Origin of the sequence: Thermogemmatispora sp. (assembly GCF_042408735.1) — a bacterium.
Classification (GTDB): Bacteria; Chloroflexota; Ktedonobacteria; order Ktedonobacterales; family Ktedonobacteraceae; genus Thermogemmatispora.
On sequence record NZ_JBHOQV010000142.1, the window covers coordinates 73,717 to 95,633 of the forward strand.

Annotated in this window: 15 protein-coding genes; 8 read left to right on the plus strand and 7 right to left on the minus strand. The window is 63.2% G+C overall.

Features of this window, described 5'->3' with window-relative positions; all coding sequences use genetic code 11:
- Positions 1-204: 204 nt before the first annotated feature.
- The 3 genes from ACFMO7_RS15695 to ACFMO7_RS15705 all read right to left on the minus strand — a co-directional run bounded on the left by ACFMO7_RS15695 (position 205) and on the right by ACFMO7_RS15705 (position 2,991).
- The gene (locus tag ACFMO7_RS15695) at positions 205-690 is read right to left on the minus strand and encodes a hypothetical protein (protein WP_376796437.1); all 486 of its coding nucleotides are present in this window, start codon (positions 688-690) and stop codon (positions 205-207) included.
- A 331-nt stretch (positions 691-1,021) separates the two neighbouring features.
- Positions 1,022-1,513, minus strand: coding sequence for a PTS glucose transporter subunit IIA (locus ACFMO7_RS15700; protein ID WP_376796438.1), 492 nt, complete (start codon positions 1,511-1,513; stop codon positions 1,022-1,024).
- Positions 1,510-2,991 carry a PTS transporter subunit EIIC gene (locus ACFMO7_RS15705; protein WP_376796450.1) on the minus strand — a complete coding sequence of 494 codons (1,482 nt, stop codon included), beginning with the start codon at positions 2,989-2,991 and terminating at the stop codon, positions 1,510-1,512. Before ACFMO7_RS15705 ends, ACFMO7_RS15700 begins: the two co-directional genes overlap by 4 nt.
- Before the next feature lie 617 nt (positions 2,992-3,608).
- Between ACFMO7_RS15705 and ACFMO7_RS15710 the strand changes: the two genes are divergently transcribed.
- Positions 3,609-5,570: a hypothetical protein gene (locus ACFMO7_RS15710; RefSeq protein WP_376796439.1), complete on the plus strand. Its 1,962-nt coding sequence runs from the start codon at positions 3,609-3,611 to the stop codon at positions 5,568-5,570.
- A gap of 250 nt (positions 5,571-5,820) precedes the next feature.
- Here ACFMO7_RS15710 and ACFMO7_RS15715 read toward each other — a convergent pair whose 3' ends face one another.
- Positions 5,821-6,498 (minus strand): zinc ribbon domain-containing protein, encoded by a 678-nt coding sequence (locus ACFMO7_RS15715; RefSeq protein WP_376796440.1) that lies wholly within the window; start codon positions 6,496-6,498, stop codon positions 5,821-5,823.
- Between the two features lie 841 nt (positions 6,499-7,339).
- Between ACFMO7_RS15715 and ACFMO7_RS15720 the strand changes: the two genes are divergently transcribed.
- The 4 genes from ACFMO7_RS15720 (at position 7,340) to ACFMO7_RS15735 (ending at position 11,899) form a co-directional block, all read left to right on the plus strand.
- Positions 7,340-8,542 carry an extracellular solute-binding protein gene (locus tag ACFMO7_RS15720; RefSeq protein ID WP_376796451.1) on the plus strand — a complete coding sequence of 401 codons (1,203 nt, stop codon included), beginning with the start codon at positions 7,340-7,342 and terminating at the stop codon, positions 8,540-8,542.
- Between the two features lie 122 nt (positions 8,543-8,664).
- Positions 8,665-9,606: an ABC transporter permease gene (locus tag ACFMO7_RS15725; RefSeq protein ID WP_376796441.1), complete on the plus strand. Its 942-nt coding sequence runs from the start codon at positions 8,665-8,667 to the stop codon at positions 9,604-9,606.
- A gap of 70 nt (positions 9,607-9,676) precedes the next feature.
- Positions 9,677-10,624 carry an ABC transporter permease gene (locus tag ACFMO7_RS15730; protein ID WP_376796442.1) on the plus strand — a complete coding sequence of 316 codons (948 nt, stop codon included), beginning with the start codon at positions 9,677-9,679 and terminating at the stop codon, positions 10,622-10,624.
- Positions 10,625-10,729: 105 nt separating this feature from the next.
- A complete protein-coding gene (locus ACFMO7_RS15735) occupies positions 10,730-11,899 on the plus strand; it encodes an ABC transporter ATP-binding protein (protein WP_376796443.1) in 1,170 nt (389 codons plus the stop codon).
- Positions 11,900-12,057: 158 nt separating this feature from the next.
- Here ACFMO7_RS15735 and ACFMO7_RS15740 read toward each other — a convergent pair whose 3' ends face one another.
- Positions 12,058-13,389 carry a hypothetical protein gene (locus ACFMO7_RS15740; RefSeq protein WP_376796444.1) on the minus strand — a complete coding sequence of 444 codons (1,332 nt, stop codon included), beginning with the start codon at positions 13,387-13,389 and terminating at the stop codon, positions 12,058-12,060.
- Positions 13,390-13,796: 407 nt separating this feature from the next.
- Here ACFMO7_RS15740 and ACFMO7_RS15745 point away from each other — a divergent pair, with 407 nt between their 5' ends.
- Positions 13,797-15,275 carry an APC family permease gene (locus tag ACFMO7_RS15745; protein ID WP_376796445.1) on the plus strand — a complete coding sequence of 493 codons (1,479 nt, stop codon included), beginning with the start codon at positions 13,797-13,799 and terminating at the stop codon, positions 15,273-15,275.
- Positions 15,272-16,015, plus strand: coding sequence for a hypothetical protein (locus ACFMO7_RS15750; protein ID WP_376796446.1), 744 nt, complete (start codon positions 15,272-15,274; stop codon positions 16,013-16,015). The genes ACFMO7_RS15745 and ACFMO7_RS15750 overlap by 4 nt, the downstream gene beginning before the upstream one ends.
- 140 nt (positions 16,016-16,155) lie before the next feature.
- Here ACFMO7_RS15750 and ACFMO7_RS15755 read toward each other — a convergent pair whose 3' ends face one another.
- Positions 16,156-19,116 (minus strand): malectin domain-containing carbohydrate-binding protein, encoded by a 2,961-nt coding sequence (locus ACFMO7_RS15755; RefSeq protein WP_376796447.1) that lies wholly within the window; start codon positions 19,114-19,116, stop codon positions 16,156-16,158.
- Positions 19,117-19,660: 544 nt separating this feature from the next.
- Positions 19,661-20,692: a LacI family DNA-binding transcriptional regulator gene (locus ACFMO7_RS15760; RefSeq protein ID WP_376796448.1), complete on the minus strand. Its 1,032-nt coding sequence runs from the start codon at positions 20,690-20,692 to the stop codon at positions 19,661-19,663.
- A gap of 494 nt (positions 20,693-21,186) precedes the next feature.
- Between ACFMO7_RS15760 and ACFMO7_RS15765 the strand changes: the two genes are divergently transcribed.
- Positions 21,187-21,917 (plus strand): malectin domain-containing carbohydrate-binding protein (locus tag ACFMO7_RS15765; RefSeq protein ID WP_376796449.1); only part of this gene is annotated, 731 nt, incomplete at its 3' end.

Consider the following 21,917-nt stretch of genomic DNA (forward strand, 5'->3'; position numbering starts at 1 on the left):
TCTCTACCAGAGACCGGCCGGGATCGAGACGGGAAGCACGGGCGCGGACGTGCCGATACATGGTGTTCCTGAGCCGGTCAGCTCTGGGGAACCTGCCCCGGCCTCTCCTGGTTTGCTCGTCCACCCTGAAGATATGGCTGAGTCAGGTTAGCTGTCAAGGGATAGGTGGCCTGCGCCGGCTGCTGGAGCCGTCGGAGATGGCCGTCACATCGCTCCTCCGCCACCGTCGCGATGCTGAGTATGCCAGGTAGTGATCACCAGCCAGAAGACAAAGAGAGCCAGTGGCAGGGGCAGGCCGGGCAGCTCAATCACGGCCTTGCGCATTCCCCACAGCCACCGGCCCTGCGGGCGGATCGTGCCGAGGAGAATACCATCTTCTTCCAGAACAAAGGTCATGGCCAGCGGACGCCTGGGGCGCAGACGATAAGCGCGCTCGGACCCTGCCGGCACAATCGTCCACCCTCGTCCCACTCCCCGCGGCTGGGCCTCTGCCATCACTCTCCCGTTGACCTCGAGCAGACAAGAGAGGCGCCGGCCGTAGCGACCAAAGCGCACCAGGCGGCTGCGGCCCAGAACAGCCTGACCGTCAACTTGACAACGGAGCGCGGGACCGATCTCGGCCAGCAGCAAGCCGTCCCGCAGAAGGCGATAGCTGTTCGACCACCTGGCGCGTGGAAGTGCTTCGAGCATAGCCAGGCTCCTTTTCTAGTCCGGCCGCTGGCGCAGAAGACGGCTCCGCCCTTCAGGCTACGGCCAGCCTTGCCCTGACTGGGACTGGGGTCCGATCACTGGTCGGCCTCTCCTGCTAAGCAAGCCGCCGGGGACCGGGCAGGCCACCATATGAGGCCGAGGCCGCCTCGCTTCTACGCCTGCAGTAACGGGAATTTCCAACGCAGAGAGGCGCAGCCCGATCCTCACAGGCTCCTCGCGCCTCTCCCTCCTGCTTTGAGGATAAAGCCGAAGCCTGGTCCTGTCAAGCGAAGGCCAGGCGGCCCCCGCCCAAACCCAGGCCGAACGTCGCCTAAAGCCGCACCACAAAGAGCACGTCTCGTCCGGCGCGCACCGTTCCCCTGGCCCGCTGCACCACGGTCCCGTTCCCGCTGAAGACCACCGGACTCACCACGGCCTTGCCGCGCTCCTCCAGGCGCGCGCGCTCGAAGCGCACCACCGGCTTACCGGCCTCGACCTGGTCGCCTTCGCGGGCCAGCAGCGTGAAGCCATCGCCGGCCAGCTCCACGGTATCGAGACCCAGATGGACAATGACCGCCGCCTCCTCGGGACTGGCCTGCCCGGCGGCCACCACAAAGGCGTGTCCGCCCGGAAAGAGCCGTACCAGTCTGCCGCTGATGGGAGCCACGGCCACGGCCACGCCTCCCCGCGGCTCGATCGCCAGGCCATCGCCAACCATCTTCTGCGCGAAGACCTCATCGGGCACCTGCTCCAGCGGCACTACCTCGCCATCCAGCGGCGCCAGCACCACCAGCTCCGAGCTGCGCCCTGGCTCTGCCCTCATGCCTGACCCTCCTCGACAGGCTCATCGGCGGCGCCGGCCGCCTTCCCCGTGCGCAGCAGCGGCTTCATGCGGCTGGCCAGCCGATCGGACTGAGTACCCATGACCACCTGCACGATCTTGCCGTGTCTGATCACCCCGGCAGCCCCCAGGCTCTTCAGGCGGGCCTCATCAAGCGCCGCGGGATCGCGCACGAAGAGCCGCAGGCGCGTAATACAGCCTTCGACGCTCTCGACATTGCTCGCTCCCCCAAGGGCGGCCAGCAGCTCAGCAGCCAGTTGCTCATCGCTGTCGACCGCTGCGGCCTTGACGGTCCCCGCCGCCGTCGCCTCCACCGACCCCGGACGCGGACCGCGCTGGCTCTCGGGCAGAATCCAGTCGCTGCGGCCGTCGGTGGCCGTCCTGCCGCGTCCCGGGGTAGCCAGATCAAAGCGGGCGATGCAGAAATCGAAGATAAAGTAGTAGATCACCCCGTAGATTACCCCGATCACCAGCAACAGCAGCGGCTGGCTGGTGTTGGCCTTGCTAAAATTGATCAGATAGTCGATCAGGCCGGCGGAGAACGTGAAGCCGATGCGAATACCGAGGGCCGTGCACAGGGCCAGGGCCGTCCCGGTCAGGATCGCATGGATCAGGAAAAGAAGAGGCGCCACGAAGAGGAAGGCGAACTCGATCGGCTCCGTCACCCCCGTCAGGAAGGAGGTCAGAGCGGCAGAAAGCAGAATGCCGGCAGCGACGGGCCGATAGTGGGCCCGGCGAATCATCGCCAGACAGGCCGCCGGCAGGCCGAACATCATGATGGGGAAGAAACCGGCCATGAAATTACCCGCCGTCGGATCGCCAGCGAAATAGCGATTGAGGTCGCCGGTGACCAGGCCGTGAGCGCTGTGATAGGTGCCGAGCTGGAACCAGACATAGGTATTGAGGACGTGATGTAGGCCGAAGGGAATCAGCAGCCGGTTCAGCAGACCATAGAGGCCCGTCCCCAGCGGCCCCAGGGCGACAATGCCCTGCCCGGCAGCGTTGATCACCCCCTGGATAGGCGGCCAGATCAGCCCGAAGAGAGCCCCAAGCACGAGCATCACCAGCGCCGTAATGATGGGAACAAAGCGTTTGCCCCCGAAGAAGGCCAGGTAGTCCGGCAATCGAATGTCGTGAAAGCGCCGGTAGAGACCAGCAGTGACCAGACCTACGATGATGCCGGAAAAGACGCCCATTGAAATCCCTGGATCCGGGGCACCGTTGACCTGCGGAATGATCACGCTGAAGACGCCGTTGAAGACAAGATAACCCACCAGGCCAGCCAGGGCCGCCGCTCCCTCGCCACCCGTTAGACCGATGGCAATGCCCACCGCGAAGATCAGCGAGAGGTTGGCAAAAACAGCGTTGCCCGCCGCCGCCATCCACGGCAGGTTGAGCAGATCGGCCTGCCCAAAGCGCAGAAGAAGACCCGCCGCCGGCAAGACCGCGATGGGCAACATCAGGGAGCGCCCAATGCTCTGCAGCGCCCCCAACAGCCGATCAAAACCGCTTACCCTCCCCGCGCTGACAGCACCTGAAGCTGGGGTATTTGCGGTACTCATGGCCTTTTCTCCTCTCATGACGAGACAGATTCATCCTGTCGGATGACGTTTATGCGTATACTATACCCGCTTCGGGTTCATTCGTCAAGTCATCTATACCACTCGCGCTGGGGGCGAAGCGGCGGCCTGCCCCGCTGCCCGCCAGGCAGGAGGAAGCAAGCGGAAAGGAAAAAGCGGAAGCGAGCGGTAGTGACTCGTCGCTGGGGGGCAGCTACACTAGCGGTGAGGACCAGCCATCGTCGGCCTTGTGGCCTGCTCCTCTACCGCTCTCGGCCTCTGGCCCTCTCCTTCTTTCATCCGCGCATCCGGTAGGCCCGCTGTGAGGGAAGAGGCGAGAGAGAGGCGAGGCGTGGCCAGGGTGGGTACTGGAGCAACCAGGCGGAAGCAGGAGCAGTTAGGGGGAAAGAGAGCGGCGACCACGCTGGTCGCTGTCGGATCGGGGCGGGCTGCGGCCCTCTCTCCGGCTTGAAGGTGAGAGGGGTGTGCTCGCTACCTCATGCTCAAGGAGGACGAGCGTGACACGGCCTGATTGCTTACCGGCTGCCAGGAGGGCAGCCACCTGCGCGCGCCAGCGGCTGGGTCAGTTCCTGCTGGCCCTGATTGCTGTTCTACTGCCATCCTTGGCGCTCACAGCCGTCGTTGAGGCGCGGCCATTGGACGACCTCGCCTGCGGCAGTGGGCAGACTCTGCTCATCAGCCAGACCGTCCGTCTGCAGCGCCTGACGGTGGCTCAGGGCTGTACCCTGGCGGCCCCTGCCGGCTATAGCCTGACCCTCACCGTCAACGGCATCGAGACCGGCCAGCGTCTCACCGCCACCGGCGGCACTACCACGGCCATCCAGCCGGGAACCTACCGCGGCGACGTCGTTCTGACGGTCGCAGAGGCCAACCCCGTGCTCTGGCAGGGCCTGACTTTCCCCTTCCGCCAGGCCCTCTACGTCGATAGCAGTGGGATCGTGCGCGCCAGGTCGGTGCTGGCCGGCGTGCTGGGGGGTGTGCTGACCGCCACCACGGCGAGCAATATCCGCCTGGTCTCCACTGGAGAAGCCTTTAATGGGATCTATGTGGCCGGGGGCAGTTACGTGTTAGTCCACCCCACGATCACCTTCACCGGCAACGGGCGCTCCGACTTCGTTGGCTACGGGGCCGCTATTGTGGGCACGGGCGATGGCACAAGGCTGGTTGTCGACCATGCTCTCATCAACAACACGGGGGCGGTGCGCACCGCCATCGTGGCCGAGGGCGGCGCCAATGTGATTGTCAAGAACTCGCTGATCGCCGTACACGATGGAACGCTGCCCTCAGACTATGTCCCCACAGTCGATCTGGCCTCTATGGAATCGGCTCCCTGGATGCTGAGCATCGCCGGGAATGTGCGCGCCACCAATCTGCTCGGCGTCAATACGAAAGCCTCATACATCAATTCGATCCTCTCCTCTGAGGGCTGGGGCGTCCTTTCCAGCGACGTTGGGCAGAACGGGCAGCTCACGGCTATCGATAGCACCCTCATCAACACGGGCAGCGAAGGCGGCTATGGCTCCTATGCCATCGGCGATGCGGTCGAGCGCTTCCTGGGGACAACCTTCGACGTCGCTACCTACGCCAGTATTATCCGCGGTGGAACGGTCTTCTATGGCGATAGCACGCCGACAGCGGTGGCCCAGCTCAATGCCTCGCTCGGGCTTGGGCTGAGCGCACGCGAGCTGGCCCAATTGCCGGTGCGCCCTACCGTCATCAATTCGCGCCGCTTCGGCGTGATGTGGCACGGGCCGGGCGCGGTCAGCGTGACCGGGGGCACGCTCTTCCGAACTCAGGAGGCGACCTTTTTGGATAAGGGGCAGGCCATCACTATCACGGTTGATGGCTCGCAGGGCGCGCGCCTCCTGCCGGCCAACGGTGTTCTCGTGCAGCTCATGGAGAACGATGATCCCGGGCCGGTGATTGTCAACGGCAGGCTGGTCAATGCTGGCGTCTATCAGGAACCGACCGGGTTGCCCACCAGGGACAGCAGCTTCGATGTGACGGCGGTCCATAGTGGCGATGCCGTGGCTACCTTCTCCAATATCGCCTTGACGGGCAACTTCTTCAACGGGATACGGGGTGGGGCCGCTGCCAGCGGCGGTCTGGCCGGCCTGAATATGGTCTTGACCTTCGACCATGCTCGCCTGACAGGGGCGATCTCGGCCTCGTTGACGCGCCATGCGGTGAGCACTATCACGGCGGCTAACTATCTCCAGTTGGGCGAGGTGAGCAATACGCCCGCCCCAGTGATCAACAATGGCGTGATCGTCACCCTCAACTCCGGATCGCGCTGGACGGTCACCGCGACCTCCTACCTGAGCAAGCTGGTGATCGCTCCCGATGCGCAGCTAACGGCCCTCGCCGGCCACACGCTCGCGCTAACGGTCAACGGCGTACCAACGCCGCTGCTCGCCGGCCATAGCTACAGCGGCAACCTGGTGTTGAGCGTGCAGTAGCTGGCTGAGGCCATAGCCACCGCCATAGCTGATGGATGGAGAGTGGGTGCAGGCTCTGTCGGATAGCAGCGCTCCGGCTCAGGCCACATGCGCGCTGCTGCCCGACGGGCCTGCTCCCCTCGGTTCTGTTTTGCCCTGCTCTGCCTTGCCGGGCCTTGCCTCTCTGCTTTCCTTCTTTCCTTCCTTCTTTTCTTGCTTTGTCGGGCGGGAAAGCCCTGGCCCAGTGAGCCGGCCAGGGCCGCTCCGCTGGCTAGTCCTGATTGCTCTGCTCAGGCTCAGGCCCGGATTCGGGTGAGCGGCGAGCTGGTGCTGCTGCCAGGGGGGCGCCGCAATTGCCGCAGAAGCGGGCGGCCACCACGCGCTCGTGGCAGCTCGGGCAGTCGACCTGCTCGGGAGCGCTGGCGACCTCCTCGCTCAAGAGAGCGCCGCAGAGATGGCAGTGCTCTGCCGCTTCGTCGTTGAGGGCGCCGCAGCGGGCACAGTAGAGGCTGTGCAGGCGATGGGCGCTGGTGCGTGTCGCCTGGACCTGAGTACAGTAGGTTTCGATCGCCTGCCAGACATCCTGGTAGAAGCTGAAGTTCCCGATGCCGCGTATCAGGGGAAAGAGCAGCAGAGGCGGAAAGAACAAGGCTCCCCAGAGCATGCCGGTCAGCGGACCCTCGAGCCAGTTGCTCTGACCGACGCTGACGCTGATACCGTCGGGGAGGCGTGAGATGCTGACGCCGAGGGCTGTGCGCAGGCGCCCACTCCAGGGGCGGGCCTGGGCGATCTGCACGAGCACATGGTCCCCCTGACCGACTTGCTGGGCGATGGTCCTCAGGGAGGTACCGCCCCAGCCGAGAAAGCTATAGTCCTGGCCAAAGGTCTGGACGAGATAGTCGGCCAGACCATCCGGGGAGAGCTGACCGTGGTAGATGCGCTGTTCCATGAAGATTGCTCCTCCTTTGCTGGTGTGTGGGAAGCAGGGTAAGCAGACGAAGCCCAATAACAAGGCTCATTGTGGGGGAAGGGCAGCTTCTATGCCTCTGGAGTCGGCCACGGGTACCTTCCGCAACGGTCCCTCGGAGTGGACAGGCTGACCTGAACGGCGGCTGCCGAAAAGACAGGGGAGTCAGGAGGAGCATCGGGGAGGAGGAGATAGGTCTCCTGACAGGCCACCAGCAATAGCCTTCTTCCTCGCGAGCAGGCTCTGCCCTCTGGAGATGCAACCCTCTCTGGGTCAAGGCTCGCCGGCTCTTGCCCCGGGCTGTCCGTTGTCTGTGGCTCGCTCTGCCTGCCTGAGCGTCGGCTTGTCGGGTGACCATACGACTGGTCCTGGGCGGTGTTCCCGGTTCTTCTGCTCCTTTGTCTCTCCAGGTGGCCATATCTGCCAGCCTGCTTCTATAGTACCAGAGTTCATCCAATTGATCAATTGCTCACCCAGGTTTCGGTACCGCCCACCTCGATCGGAAAGAGAGGGAGGGAAGGTGGGTGGGTGAGCGGCGTCCTGCCGCCTCCGTGAGCTTCGGTGGCCGTGGGAAGGCGGCCTTCGGCAAAATATAACCGGCCCTTAACAGGGCCATCCTCATCCATTAACCTCCTCTTAGCCTGCTCAGCTTACCATGAGGGAGCATGAAGAGAGCAAGCATGCTTACGCTTGTGGCTGTTCCAGGCGGCGATAGCTGTCCGCTCTCCCGGGGCGGGCAGCTCTGGCAGTGCAGCCCTTGTTCTCCATTGTCACTTGCTGGTCATCCATCCCCGACACGTCAACGACTGGGAGGTAGCCTTTGATGCGCCCTATCCGCAGCCAGGAAGAGCTGCTATTTAGCGACCTCTGGGGTCGGCAAAGTCGGCGCCGCTTTCTCAGGCGCGCGGGCACGGCCGGCCTCTCGGCCAGTGCCCTGGCGGCCCTGCTTGAGGCCTGTGGGAGCGCCAGCTCTGGCAGCGGCGCCACCACGGCTGGCCTGAACCTGGCCGGCCCCATCAAGATGGAAACCCTGATTGCCAATGCGAAGAAAGAGGGCCAGCTGCAGGCCGTCGGCATCCCGCCCGAGTGGGCTGACTACAAAGACATCCTGGCAGGCTACAGCAGCCACTATGGTCTGCCCATCTCCTACAAAGCCGAAGCCGAATATTCCTCGGCCCAGGAGCTAGAGGTTTTCAAGAACTCCAAAACGCGCCCCCACGGCGATATCGGCGACGTCGGCTTCAAGTTTGGCCCTTTGGCCGTTCAGCAGGGGCTAGTGGCCCCCTACAAGCACGCCCACTGGGACGACATCGATGCCGGCCTCAAGGATCCGCAGGGCTACTGGTGCACCGAGTACTACGGGGCCCAGGCCTTTGTAATCAATACCGACATCGTCAAGAAACCACCGACCTCTTTCGCTGAGCTGCTCAGCGGGAACTACAAAAACATGGTCGGTATCGATGGCGATCCGCGTCAGGCCAACGACGCCTTCCTGGCGGTCTTTGCGGCGGCCCTGGCCAATGGCGGCAGCCTGGACAACATCCAGCCGGGCCTCGACTACTTTGCTCAGTTGAAGAAGCGCGGCAACTTCACGGTGGCCCGCTCCAGCATTGCCAATATTTCGACCGGGGAGGTGGCGATCGCCGTGATGTGGGACTATCTCGGCCTGGGCTTCCGCGATCAACTGGCGGGCAAGCCCCACCTGGAGGTGATCATTCCCTCCGATGGCTCGATCGCCGGCCCCTATGTCTCGATCATCAACAAGACGGCCCCTCATCCTTTTGCGGCCCGTCTCTGGATCGAATATATTTTCTCGGACGAAGGGCAGCTTTTCTATCTCAAAGGCTATGCCCATCCGGCCCGCTATCAGAAGCTGGTAGCTGCCGGCAAGGTCCCCCCAGAGCTAGCCGCCAAACTGCCTCCTGCCGGGCAATATGCCAACGTGCGTTTCCCGTCGCTGGCTCAGCTCACCGCCGCCTCGACCGTGGTCAACACCAACTGGGGACCGCAGGTGCTCGGCTCGTAGCAGGGACAGAGCGCGGCTCTTGCCCGCGCGAGCAGGCCGGCCAGGCTCCTGGCGGGGCCAGGGCGGTGTCCCTGCTCAGACCAGCCTGGCCGCGCTCTCCAACTCTCCAAGGAGGGATAGGTATGGCCTCACAGGTGGCCGGTGCTACAAGCAGCCAGACCGCAGGGCGAACAGGGAGGGAACGGCTCGCAGCGAGAGGATGGGCCGGGCCGTTGGCCAGGGTCCTGGCCTGGGCGCCCCTGGTGCCCTTCCTGCTTTTCTGTCTGCTCTTTGAGATCCTGCCCGTCTTTCTCACCGTCGAGGGAAGTCTCACCGACGGCGGTAGCGGCGGACTAAGCCTGGCCAGCTATCGGCGCCTGCTGGCTCAGGCCAGCAATCTACGGGCTTTTCAAAACAGCCTGGCCCTCTCGCTGGTCACGGCGCTCATCGGTGGCCTGCTGGGGACATTGGCGGCGGCCGGGCTGGCCAGTCTGCGCCAGGGCTGGCTGCGTCAGGTGCTGATCAGTTTCTGCAGCATCGCCGCCAACTTTGCCGGCGTCCCGCTGGCCTTTGCCTTTGTGGCGACCCTGGGTGTGACCGGCTTCGTGACGATCGCCCTGCGAAGCTGGCTGCATCTCGATCTCTACAGCATGGGATTCAGCATTTACCAGTTCTGGGGCCTGGTACTGGTCTATGTCTATTTCCAGCTTCCGCTGATGATCCTGGTGACCCTGCCCGCCCTGGCTGGCCTGCGCCCAGAGTGGCGCGAGGCCGCTATCAACCTGGGAGCCTCGTCTGTGGCCTACTGGTGGCGAGTGGCCTTCCCCATTCTCTTGCCGTCGCTGGTGGCTGGGACCATGCTGCTCTTTGCCAATGCCTTCGGGGCCTTTGCTACAGCCTTCGCTCTGGCCCAGGGCAATATCAATCTGGTACCCATCCTGATCGATTTCGTGGTCAACGGCAATGTCTCCGTCGACTTCGGCCTGGGCGACGCTCTGGCGGTCGGTATGATAGTCGTTCTGCTGGCCGCTGTCGCCCTCTATATAGCCATGCTCAGGCGAGCCAGCCGCTGGCAGGGTCGCTAGCTAGCTAGCTAGCTAGCCAGAGGACCTGGCTCGTGGCGTGGAGTGGAGACGAAAGAGGAAGGAGGAAGCGATGGTTTCTCTTGGGCCACACGATCCGAACCGGGCCGCAACGGGAGGGGCCGCGCCGTCTCGCCGGACCGCCGATCTGCCGGGAGGCAGGCTAAGCAATCTTCTGACCAGGCTGGCTCTAGGGCTGGTTCTGCTTTATCTGCTCCTGCCTCTGGCGACAACCCTGGCCTTTGGCCTGAGCACCGACCGGCGTTGGAGCAACCTTTTTGAAGCGCTCGGTGCGGCCTTCAGCGATCCCGATTTCGGGCAGACGCTGCTGACCTCACTCGGGCTGGCCGTGGGCGCTACCCTGCTGCTGGTGCTCCTGCTGACCCCCACCGCCTACCTGGTCCGGCTGCGTCTGCCCCAGGCCCGGCCCCTGCTAGAAGTTCTGGCGCTCCTGCCTTTTGCGGTGCCGCCCATTGTCCTCGGCACGGGCCTGCTTCAGGAATATGGCGGGGCGGCCTCCAGCAACCCCCTGGTGACCTGGCTCTCGCTGGGCCTGGTGCCGGCCCTCAACAGCCTGCTACCGCTGCTGGATGTGCCGCTTGTGCTGATCTGTGCCTATGTCATCATCGCTCTGCCCTTCGCCTACCGCGCCATCGACAACAGTCTGCGTGCCTCCGATGTCAAGACGCTGGCGGAGGCGGCGGCCAGCCTGGGAGCTGGCTGGTGGCGCACGCTGCTGCTGGTGATTCTGCCTGCCATCTGGCCGGGCGTGGTGAGCGCGGCCCTGCTGACCTTTTCAACGGTGATGGGCGAGCTGACCCTGGCCAGCCTCTTCAACTGCTATACCTTCCCGATCTATCTCGACGTCACGGGGCAGAATGACCCGCACCGTGCGGCCTTGCTCTCTGTACTCAGTTTCCTGTTCACGCTCCTCTGCCTCTTGGGCCTGCTGCTAACCGCGGGCCGTCGTCCAGGATGGGGAGCCTCGCCCGCTCAGCTTGAGAATGCGGGCCTGCGCTGAAACCTTGCTCGCTCGAGCAGGGAGCGAGCAGTTGCAATGCCTGGAACAGCTCACACTGCCGGACACAGGGGGCTGCCTGTTCGGCATCCGAAGAGGACGAAAGCCATGGCTTTTCTGGAACTGCTGGAATTGAGAAAGTCCTTTGGCAGGCGACGGGCGGTTGAGAACGTCTCGCTGGCCGTCGAGCGCGGCGAGTTTCTGACGCTCTTGGGGCCGAGTGGCTGCGGCAAGACGACCATCCTGCGCCTGGTTGCTGGCTTTGAATGGCCCGAGGCCGGGCGTATTCTGCTGGCGAGCGAGGAGATCACGACCCGCCCGGCCAATCGGCGCCCGATGGGCATGGTCTTCCAGTCATATGCCCTTTTTCCGCATCTGACCGCTGAGCAGAACGTGGCCTTTGGTCTCAAGATGAGGCATCTGCCCGGGGAGCAGGTGCGCCAGCGCACACAGGAGCTACTCGCGCTGGTGGGGCTGGCCGACCGCGCGCGCAGCTACCCTCACCAACTCTCGGGTGGGCAACAACAGCGCGTGGCTCTGGCGCGGGCCTTGGCCATTGAGCCGCAGGTCCTGCTGCTCGACGAGCCGCTTTCGGCCCTCGATGCGGCAGTGCGGGTGACACTGCGCGAAGAGATCCGGCGCATCCAGCAGCAGCTTGGGATGACCGTGATCTACGTGACCCATGACCAGGAGGAGGCCCTGGCGATCTCCGATCGGATCGCGGTCATGGCCCAGGGGCGCATCGAGCAGCTTGGGAGACCGGAGGAGATCTATCGCCAGCCCCGGACGGCCTTTGTGGCGGGCTTCGTGGGGACCAGTAACCGTCTGCCGGCTCTGCTCGAACAGGCCCAGGCCGGCCAGTGTCTGGCTGACGGGCTGCGGCTGCAGGTGCCGCCTCAGCCGCACCTGAGCGATGGCTGCCCGGTCCTGCTCGTGGTGCGTCCCGAGCAGATGGCGCTGCGCCTGGCCGCCGACGATGGGCAACTGGAGGGGGAGGCCGTCGAGGCCCATGTCAATCTCCTGCCAGGCACGGTAGAGCTACGCACCTTCCTGGGGGCCGTGACGCGCTTCCGGGTGCGCAGCGAGGGCGGACAGCTCTTCACGGTCGATCTCCCCGCTCTCCAGGCCGAACCCTTTGCCCCTGGGCAGCGCGTCCTGCTCTCCTTCCCTCCAACAGCCTGCCTGGTATTGCCGCCAGGCCCTGCGCCAGAGCAAGACCAGGAGCAAGCACCCAGGGACCAGGGCCAGCCTGAGCGTGCTGCTATCCCTGCCTGCTAGCCGCCTCTGGTGAGAGGAGACCGTCAGGCCAGCCTGCCCTTGCCCCGGGGGGAGAGCCTGGGTGGGGGCTCGACCCCTCCGCGCCTCTCTCCCCAGGGCTGGGCTTCATGCGCATGCGGCCTGGCTGAGAGCGGTCTCTTGAGGCCGATGCTCTCCGGCTAGAGATTGCTGATCCCATGCCAGGTCTGTAAATGCTCCGCGTGCGTGCGGAGATAGGCCCCCGGCTCAAAGAGCCTATCGTAATACTCCAGGTCCAGGTGATGGGCCTGCAGGTACATCAGAATAAAGATCGTCGGTACGGTCGCCGGGAACTTACCAAAGGTATCGAAAAGATACTGGGCCTGGAGCGCCACGCACGCGCGGAAGCGCTCGTCATGAACCTGGGCGCTGCTGCGCACCTTGCGGCTCTCCTTCCAGGGACCGGGCGTGTCGGGGTGGAAAGGCCCGCCAGGTCCAAATTTGCGCTCGCAGAAGCGGTCAACGGCAGCTCGCATCGTCGGATAGTGGGGAGGACAATATCCCTCAAAGACCCCTTCCAGACCGGTGGGATTGGGTTGGGCCCAACGGCTGTCCTGATCGTAGCGGAAGCCCAGCCCCGGTACCTCCGGATCGCCGCTGGCGCCCAGCATAGTCAGGCGATCGATGCCGTCGAACATCCAGCCGCCCAGGCCCAGGGCCTGGAGCATCAACATACCGGCATAGGCGGCGGTCGCTAGCTCGGCGGTGCACTCGGTTAGCGAGTACTGATCGAGAAAAGTCAATGGGAGAGGATGCTCGACATCGACCAGATCGGCAAAGCGCTCGATTCCCGGTATAGGGCGGCGGTGGATGTCGTCGTAGATGCAGTAGCCGTTCTGGGTATAGAAGCAGAGATTGGCGATAGTGTGCTGGGCAACATCGCCAACGGGGATGACCAGTAGCGAACCAGGACGGTTGGCGACCCAGGTGTTGTGTCCCTCCATGTAAGGCTCGCGAGGGGGCAGATAGATGCGCTGGTCCGAGAGCTTGCGAATGCGCCCGCGATGAGCTTTGATGAGATCAACAAGCGAGAGAGTCCCGTCCTCGGCTTTGGAGACGAGCGCCGGGGCGTCGCGCGTCGAAAAGAAATAGGTCCCGCTGTCATCCGTAAAGAAAATTTCGCTGGTATGAAAACCCGCCGCCGAGGGGAACGTGCGTCCACCGGCAGCGCCGGCATAATTGGCCAGGTGCGGGGCGTAGCGCTCGTGACGAGTAATGGAGTGATGCCAGCCGGTGTTGCCTCCCACTGCCAGAAGCACGAGCAGGGTCTCCAGCTCGGAGAGAGGCAGCGGCTCGTGGCGCGACTTGTAGGCCAACGGCCCATCCGGAATCTCTGCCCCCAGTAGAAAACGTCGCGAGCGCCTGCCAAAAAGGGCTTCCACTAAGGGAAAGTGGAGGACTTCTTGTAGCGCTCGCTCTTCGAGAGCGTTTGTACGAAGCGTGTCTTGTTCTCCCTCGTAGTGCTGACTCATGGCCTGCTATGCCTCCTGTGCTCATTCTCTGGCCTGATCTGATCTGACTGACCTGATCTGGCCTGACTGGCGCCGCAACGGCTGCCCCGGATGGAGCAGCGCGACAATCAGCGGATCATCCCCTGGGCGCGCAACGCCGGGGTAACTTCGCCGATATTATTGACTAAACAGATAAATTTTGTCAACAACCTATTGACAGGGGAGAGGGAGAGCAGGTAAGCTATCACCAACGGGAGAGCGAGAGAGGAGGCGGAGGGCGGCGCTGCCTCCGCTGCAGGAAACGCAAGCTCCAGGCTGGATGAACAGAGGGAATAATCTCTCTGTTCTTGTTTTTTTTCTTGAGCGGCTCGACCTCGGGAGAAAAAGAGGGCGAGCGATGAACCGGTGAGAAAGGGGGACTGCTTTTCATGTCGGAAGTACCTGAGCGCCTGGCCTCGGCGCCATCTGGCGCTGGCCAGCCAGCGGCAAGGCCGAGTGCCCTGCGCCGCAACGCTATTGGCTTATCGGAAGTGCTCTTTCAATCGATTACCTCGATGGCGCCGGCCACTGCCGTGACGGCGGCTCTGACCCCTGCTATCCCCTACACAGGGGCCTCGCTGCCGCTGGCTGTGCTGCTTGCGACCGTAGCCAGTGCCCTGGTAGCGGCCAATATCGGGCGCCTGGCGGTGCACATTCCCTCGGCGGGCGGCCTCTATACTTACATCAGCCGCGGCCTGGGGTCTCATTTGGGCTTTCTGGCCGGCTGGATTTTCTTGCTGGCACAACCGCTCCTGCTGCCCTTTATCAGTCTGGTCTGGGGCACGGTGAGCGAGAGCCTGGTTGCCGACCTCACGGGGATCACCATTCCCTGGTATGTCTGGGTGCTGGTCGGCAATGCCCTCTTGCTGGTGCTGACCTATTTCGGCATCAAACTCTCGGCCGATGCCAGCCTGGTGCTGGGCCTCATCGAGATTGGCATTCTGCTGCTGTTGAGTCTGACGATGATCATTACTGCCGGAAGTCATAATGACCTGACTACCTTCACTCCGGCCTTCGCTCTCGATGGCCGGCTCGGTGGCTGGCTGGGCATTGGGCAGGGGATGATCTTCGCCTTCCTGGCCTTTCTGGGCTTTGAAGCGGCGGCGCCGCTGGCCGAAGAGTCGGAGCAGCCGCGGCGTACCATCCCGCGGGCGGTGATCGCCTCTGCCATCGGCATCGGCCTCTTTTATGTGCTGGCCTCCTATGCCGGAGTGATTGGCTGGGGCGTAAACCATCTGGATGGCTATGTTGCTGCCGCTAATCCCTGGGTGGAGTTGAGCCGACGCTATTGGGGGCTAAGCGGACCGGTGATCGTGAGTCTGGCGATCATCAATAGTTCGCTCGGCAACGGCAATGCCGGAATCAATGCCACCACGCGCGTGATCTACGCCCTGGCGCGGGCTGGGGCGTTGCCGGCCAGCCTGGCTCGCTTGAGCAAGCATCAGACGCCCGGACTGGCGATTGGCTTGCATGTGACGGCGGCGACCCTCATAGCGCTAGTAACGGGCCTTCTCTTCGGCGTCTCAACCGCTTTTTCCTTGTTGGGAACCCTGCTGACTCTCGGCTTCCTGGTGCTCTATATTGCTTCCTGCCTGGCGGCCCTGGTCTTCTCTATTCGCGAGCGCGAAGATGAGTTCCATTTCTTCTCCCATTTGGTGCTTCCGCTTGTGCCCGCGGTGATCTTGCTTTTCCCGCTGGCTGTACAAATCTATCCAGTGCCTCCCTTCCCGCTCAACCTGGCAGCCCCTCTGCTAGCGCTGTGGATTCTCCTGGGACTGGCCTATCTCTTCTTTCTCCAGTGGCGCCATCCGGAGGCGCTAAGGCGCGGGAAGCTGGTTTTTCTGGATGAGGAGGTTCCCGCCGAATGAGAAGCGAGCTGCACAGAGCCATCAGCCAATGGTCGCGCGTTGTGCCCGAGCTGTTTACCTGCGGCGAGTTGCATGATGACCGTTATGATGAGAGTCTCTTGACGGCGATCTTGCTGCCGACGATGGAGCAGATCGGGCTGCTGCAGGGCACTGAGGAACCGGCTCCGGTCAGGCTGCCACGCCGGCGACGCCTCTTTCCTCGGCACCGACGTCTGGCCTCCCGCCTGATTATTTATCGGCTGCCTCCCGCGCCAATGGGAGAGCTGGGCTTTGTTGGCTTCATCGGGAAAAAACGGGCGGGACTATCCGCCGAGGTCGTAGAGCGCATCAACAAGCTCGATCTGGCGCTTGTGCATGAGCTGGTTCGCTTCCCAGAGCTGGTCAGCTATGCCTCTCTCCAGCTCTCCGATGGCAACTGGGGTAACCTGGTTCTCTTTACTCAGCCGTCCTTGCTGGAAGGGCTGCGTACGAGTCAGCGGCATCGCTATGCGGCCTTCGACCTGGCGCCTTCTTACTATGAGTGGGTGCGGCTCCATCAGGGAACGGTCTTCTGTGCCGGGCCCTTGCCGGTCCTGATGCGGGAGACGACTCGCTATTATGTGTTCGATGAGGCCCTTCCGCGCCCCCTGCTGCATGTTTCTTATAGCAGGCAGGCCAGGCAGGGACCTGACGTGAAGGTTGGGAAAGGATCAGGTCAGGACCTGGCTGGCAAACGGGACCTTGAAGAAGCCTCTGCCTGACTGCCCGCCCTCCCCCGAGAGGGAGAGAAGAGCGCAGAGGTGGCGACTCTTCTCTCCCCCCGCCAGGGCGGGCCAGGAGGAGCGAGCACAAGAAGCAAGCGAACGGGAGTGACCCTGGCCCGCGGATTGGGGAGGCGTCATTATGCGGGGCTGTAGATGCCAAACTCCCAGAGCGAGTAGCCGTAAGCGGTGCCGCGCGCCGTTCCGTAGAGGCGCACGTACCTGCCGGAGCCGCTGACATCGAAATCGTCGACGCCGCCGCTGCCGCTGGTCGTCGAGTAGATCGTCGTCCAGCTAGCCCCGTCGTTAGAGACCTGGATCTGGTAGGCCGAGCCGTAGGCAGTCTCCCAGATGAGTTGGATGTGGCGAATCTGCCGCACCTGGCCAAGGTCGACCATGATCCACTGTGGATCGCTCCAATCGCTGGCCCAGCGCGTCGCCAGGTTGCCATCGGTTGCGTTCGAGGGTGGATACGGCGCGCCGTTGCCGGTGGTCTGATAGGACGAGGCTGTGGTTGGCTTCCCCAGAGCGACGTTGGTGCCGTTGACGGGCGGCGGCACTACCTTGAACGAGCGCGTCTCGATGCCAGCGTTGCCCTGGCCGTCGTAGGCGTAAAGGTAGACTTTCCAGGTCCCCAGGACCCTGGGGGCCGTCACGGAGAAGGTGCTCGCTCCCGTCTGCGTGAAGCTGGCGTAGCTCAGACCGGTACTGCCATCGATGTATTTGCTGCTGAACATGATATTGTAGCGCAGCAGATTGCCGCCCGGGTTGCTCACGCTGGCGCTCAGGGTGAACTGGCCACCGGCTGGCACGCTGTTCGCGCTGACCGTCAGGTTGGAGATCAGCGGTGGGGTGCTACTCGTCGGTGCGGCCTGGCCCGTGTAGAGCTGTTGAACTGTGTAGTAGGCCAGACGCTTCCATCCGCCAGTTTTCAGGTTGAACCAGACACCACCAAAGTCGTTCTCGATCCCATAGTTGAAGAGCGTCGCTCCAAGCGCCACGCCGCTATGGCCTGTAATGCAGTTCCAGGCACTGGCGTAGCCCTGAGCCGACTGCCCATCGCTGGTCTCCTGGGGAACGCCGTTGGCGTCGTTGGGTACCTCCCACTCGCCGGGCGGCCCCGACTCGGTCACGACGTAGGGGACGGTGTAGCCGCCGTTGATCCAGTCTTGCTTGACGTTGCAGACGGCGCCGTAGGAATTGACAGCGTAAAGGTCCAGGTGAGGTGCGTTGGCCTGATAGTAGGTCCAGGCGCCGGTCCAGGCATCAGTGGAGGTCACCGGGTGGTTGGGATCGATGGCGTGGATGGCCTGGGCCACCTGGTCGACAAACTGGGCATAGGCCCGGCGCTCTTGCTCAAGCTGCGTCCCCGAGAAGGTATTCTGGAGGTTGAGCAGGACCTCGTTGCCGACGTCCCACATCAGGACCGCCGGGCTGTTCTTGTAGGTGTTTACCAGGTTCTGAATGGCACTGAGCTGGCTCGCTTTGTAGGCGCTATCGTTCAGATAGTCAGCACTCTGGGAGAGCCAGAAGCCATTGATGACTTTGAGGCCGTAGGCGGCGGCTGCATCTAAGAGGGCCTGCGTGCTGTTGTCGGTGCCCCAGGTGCGGATCGTGTTGACGCCCAGCGCCTGCAGGTCGGGCATATAGGCCAGGGCAGCGGCGTTCGCAGGGCCGAAGGTGACGCCCTTGATCAGGTAGGGCGAGCCGTTGACGAGCAGTTGCCAGTTTCCCTGAGTGCCTGTGATTCTCACAACGCTGGCTCCTCTGGGAATGGGTGGCGTTGTCAGAGCCGGTGGGGGCGTCCCTGTTTTCTGGTAGACCGCCACGGAGGCGATGCTCAGGGTTCCGCCCGATGAGGTCGCGGCGCTGGGCGTGGTGCAGCCGCAGACCGTATCAGGAAAGGAGCCACCGATAGCCAGGTCGAAGATCAGAAAGAAGCTCTGGTCGACGGCGGTCTGCCAGGTACTGACACCGACCTGGCTCTCGCGCACGATCCAGATCTGCTGGTTGTCCAGGTACCAGCGAATCTGCTCGTCCGAGAGAGTGCGGTCGATAATGATCGAGTAGGTGTGATAATCGCTCTGGCAGCCTGGGCAGGTGGCCAGGCCGCTGGTGAGGCCATTGTACTCGTTGCAGGGGCCGCCGGGGGCGCTGCCACAGTGCAGAGTGGCGATCTCGGCACTGCGTCCGTTGACATCCTCCAGAATATCGATCTGCCCGACGGCTGGCCAGTTCTGGTAATTGCCGCGGTACTGGGACCCCATAGCGCTGAAGGCAGGCCAGTAGCCGAGGCCGTTAGATGGGGAGGGCTGTTTGATGCTGGCACTGATTTGCAGCATGCCGCCTGCCGGAGCGGCAAAGTCGCTGCGGCGCGTCTCGATGCGCCCCGAGGTCCAACTGCCGTTGGTGTTGATGGCCTTGATGTTGAGGTGGTTGTGGCCATCAAGATAGACGTTGCTGGTCGAGTTGCTCATGGTCTCGACCTCGCCGGTCCCCCAGTTCGCTGGTCCGCCGGGGTAGCCGGTGCCGGTGTCGATGATCCAGTTGGCTGCCGAGGGCGAGCTGCCCGCTGGGCCGCTGAAGTTGTCGCTCCAAACCAGCGTCCAGCCGCTGCTGGAGGCCGGCAGGACCTCCAGGCCGTTGAGCTGGGCCTGGTCGACGAGGGACGTGAACTGGAGGGAGAGGGTGCCGCTGGAGGAAGCAGGGGCGCTGAACTCTTTGATGATGGCTTTGTCGGAGCCGCCGGCGGCAGCGAAGATATCGAAGTTGGAGAGGACGAGCTGACCGTTGAGCGAGACGTTGAAGAGGCGTTTGCCGGAGGCGGTCCAATAGGTTTCGGCGAAGTGAAGGCGGACGGTGTAGGTGGCGTTGGGTGTGAGGGAAGGGATGGTGTAGGAGAAGTTACCGAGGCGGGCGCTCTGGTAGACGGCTTGAGGAGCGGGATTGGCCAGGCCGGAGGTATCGACGGCGTGAGAGGTGGAGGAGGTGCCGCCGCCGGAGAAGTCGGTGTCGGCCAGGAAGGGAGAGATGGCCGGTCCACCAGCGTTGATCTGCAGTGGAGCAGCCGCCCGCGCTAGCGGTGCCCGCGCCAATATCAAGGCCAGCGTTCCTGCTGAGCACAACAGAGTGAGAGCCAATAGCCCATAAAGTAACTGAGACAGCGCTGGCCGCACGACCGGTGGCCATAGAGGCTTGCGAGCCGAAAACAAGGGCTGCCTTGCTTCCCTGGGAGTAGACGCGTCCATGACAACTCCTTTGCTGCTTTGCTACACAAGTCAAGTCGCTGAGTGAGAAGCGATGAGGGCTGAGATGGTCGGTTGGGGCACAGCAGCAGGCCAGAGGAAAGAGGCGGTGCTCTCCCCATCTCGCCGGCTGGCTGCCGTCGCCTGGCTGGGGTCAGGCGCGCGGAGCGCGGGCGTTCTCCCTCCTTTGCTTTTCGATAGATTTCGAAATCAATATCGGAGCCTTTGTCTTGAATATAGAGAATTTGGGGTGACCTGTCAAGAGATGTCGAAAAAATAAATGGTTATTTTCGAAAAGCATAACGCTGGGGAAATTTCCGCTGCCCGGAGGGGGAGGAGGGAGGGAGGGAGCTGGGAGCGCGGGCCTCATTGCCTGGCGCCCCCGCCCAGAGGGGCTGCCTCACGCCTGGGGGGGAGGGCAGCACGACTGGCGCTCCACCAGGTGGGTTGGCAGCAGCATGCGTGGCATCTCAAGCCGTTCACCGTTGATCAGGCGGAGCAACATCGTGGCCGCCGTTCGTCCCAGCTCCAGGCGTGGAGCATGGACCGTCGTCAGAGGCGGATTCATAATTTCGGTATAAGGCAAGTTGTCAAAGCCTACTACGCTCATCTGTTCGGGCACCGTCAGTCCGCGCTCATGGAGGGCGCGGTAGACGCCTGCCGCCTGGCGGTCGTTGCCGGCGAAGATGGCCGTTGGCGGCTCGGCCAGCTCCAGCAAACGCAGCGTGGCCTGATAGCCGCCGGCCTCGGTAAAGTCGCCGTCGCACTCCAGCTCGGGCAGCAGAGGAAGCCCGGCGGCGTCGAGGGCAGCGCGATAGCCGGCAATGCGCTCGATGGCATCTTTGGCGGGCGCCGTTTTGCCAATGTAGGCGATGCGCCGGTGGCCGAGCCGGATCAGGTAGGTGGTCGCTACAAAGCCCCCCTCCCAGCTTGTGATGCGCACCGAGGGCGCCGTGGCCTGCAGTCCCCCCTGATTGTGAATCAGGACAAACGGGAGACCGGAGCGCTCAAGCTGCTCGATGGCTCTCTCCGAAGGCAAGACTACCAGAATGCCGTCGGTTGAGTGATCGGTGACGGTGGCGATCCAGCGTACTTCCTCCTCCGCTTTGTAATCGGTCGCTGTCAGTACCAGACGCATGCCAGCCTCGCGCAGGACCTGGGCCACTCCCTCCAGAATGGGCAGGTAGTATTCGTCGTCAAGGCGCGGCAGCAGGAGATCCACTAAGCCGGTTTTGCCTCTGCGCAGGGCACGAGCCGCACGGTTGCGGACAAAACCATACTCTTCAATGATGCGCTCGACTTTCTCGCGCGTGGGCGGCGCGACGTCTGAACGTCCGTTGAGTACTTTGGAGACCGTGGGCACGGATACCCCCGCTATTTTGGCGATCTGGGCGATCGTGGGCCGCCCGTCGGTGTTCTGCCTTTTTGCCATTGGCTTGTTCCTGTGCTTGCTCCCCTCTGAAAGTTTCCGCCCTATTATAGCACAGCCAGTAGGGCGAAACCTGTCCTTTCACTTGTCCTCTGTCTCTCTGTGCCTCTCCTGCCTCCCCCGCTGACCTCCCCTTCTTGACAACCAGGACCCGAATCCGTATAGTTACCTTTAGAAATCGATTTCGATTTCTTTCGAAAGACCGCTCGCGCACGGCCCGCTCTCCGCCGCTTCCGCTGCCCGCGGACCCGGCTCTTTGGCCCGCTGAGAAAGGTCTGACTCAGAAAGGAGGTGCTCCTCTCTTCTCCGCCTGCTCCCTCTTATGCCGGCTTCTGGCTCTTGTCTGGGCGGTGGTGGCGCCTGGCCGCCTGGCGCCCGCTCCCGTCCCTGGTCGCAGAGGCTCCTGGTGATGCCGGACGCTCCGTCTGCCGGTTCGCCGTTGTCGGGATGACCTATCTCGCGCGCTCTATGGTCTATCAATGAGGAAAGGAGATGTCATGGACGCATATGCTCCCCGCGCTGCAAGGCTGCGCAAGACTGGACGACGCGCTCTGATGTGTGTGCTTACTCTCCTCTTCATCTGCTCTCTTGTTCTGGTTTTTCCTTCCTTTAGGCGGGCTTTACCTGCCTATGCTGCCACACCGCTCCAGATCAATGCTGGTGGGCCTGCGGTGGGGTCGTTCGTTGCGGATACCTACTATAGCGGGGGAACAACGGCTAGCACGAGCAACGCCATTGATACGTCGGGGGTGACGAATCCGGCGCCCCAGGCGGTCTATCAGAGCAACCGCTATGGCAACTTTACCTATACGATCCCGGGTCTGACAGCGGGAGCTACCTATCTGGTGCGGCTGCATTTTGCCGAGACGTACTGGACTGCGGCGGGCAAGCGAGTCTTCAATGTGAGCATTAACGGGCAGCAGGTGCTTTCGAACTTTGACATTTACGCGGCGGCGGGAGGGGCGAACAAGGCGGTGGTGAAGGAGTTTAGTGTGACGGCTTCGGGGAGTGGGACGCTGACGATCCAGTTTAGTACGGTGGTGGATAACGCCCAGGTCAATGGCCTGGAGGTCCTGCCCGCGAGCGGCGCAACGCCGACCGCGACCGCGACCTCGACGCCGCCCACGGGGACGCCGAACTTTGGGCCGAACGTCTACATTTTCGATCCCTCGATGCCCAGCTCGACCATTCAGAGCACGCTTGATTCGATCTACAGCCAGCAGCAGAC

Bases quoted from the DNA above. Each gene is read 5' to 3' on its own strand.
- ACFMO7_RS15695 (WP_376796437.1), bottom strand. From the start codon at position 690: ATGCTCGAAGCACTTCCACGCGCCAGGTGGTCGAACAGCTATCGCCTT.
- ACFMO7_RS15700 (WP_376796438.1), bottom strand. From the start codon at position 1,513: ATGAGGGCAGAGCCAGGGCGCAGCTCGGAGCTGGTGGTGCTGGCGCCG.
- ACFMO7_RS15705 (WP_376796450.1), bottom strand. From the start codon at position 2,991: ATGTTGCCCATCGCGGTCTTGCCGGCGGCGGGTCTTCTTCTGCGCTTT.
- ACFMO7_RS15715 (WP_376796440.1), bottom strand. From the start codon at position 6,498: ATGGAACAGCGCATCTACCACGGTCAGCTCTCCCCGGATGGTCTGGCC.
- ACFMO7_RS15720 (WP_376796451.1), top strand. From the start codon at position 7,340: ATGCGCCCTATCCGCAGCCAGGAAGAGCTGCTATTTAGCGACCTCTGG.
- ACFMO7_RS15725 (WP_376796441.1), top strand. From the start codon at position 8,665: ATGGCCTCACAGGTGGCCGGTGCTACAAGCAGCCAGACCGCAGGGCGA.
- ACFMO7_RS15730 (WP_376796442.1), top strand. From the start codon at position 9,677: ATGGTTTCTCTTGGGCCACACGATCCGAACCGGGCCGCAACGGGAGGG.
- ACFMO7_RS15735 (WP_376796443.1), top strand. From the start codon at position 10,730: ATGGCTTTTCTGGAACTGCTGGAATTGAGAAAGTCCTTTGGCAGGCGA.
- ACFMO7_RS15740 (WP_376796444.1), bottom strand. From the start codon at position 13,389: ATGAGTCAGCACTACGAGGGAGAACAAGACACGCTTCGTACAAACGCT.
- ACFMO7_RS15745 (WP_376796445.1), top strand. From the start codon at position 13,797: ATGTCGGAAGTACCTGAGCGCCTGGCCTCGGCGCCATCTGGCGCTGGC.
- ACFMO7_RS15750 (WP_376796446.1), top strand. From the start codon at position 15,272: ATGAGAAGCGAGCTGCACAGAGCCATCAGCCAATGGTCGCGCGTTGTG.
- ACFMO7_RS15760 (WP_376796448.1), bottom strand. From the start codon at position 20,692: ATGGCAAAAAGGCAGAACACCGACGGGCGGCCCACGATCGCCCAGATC.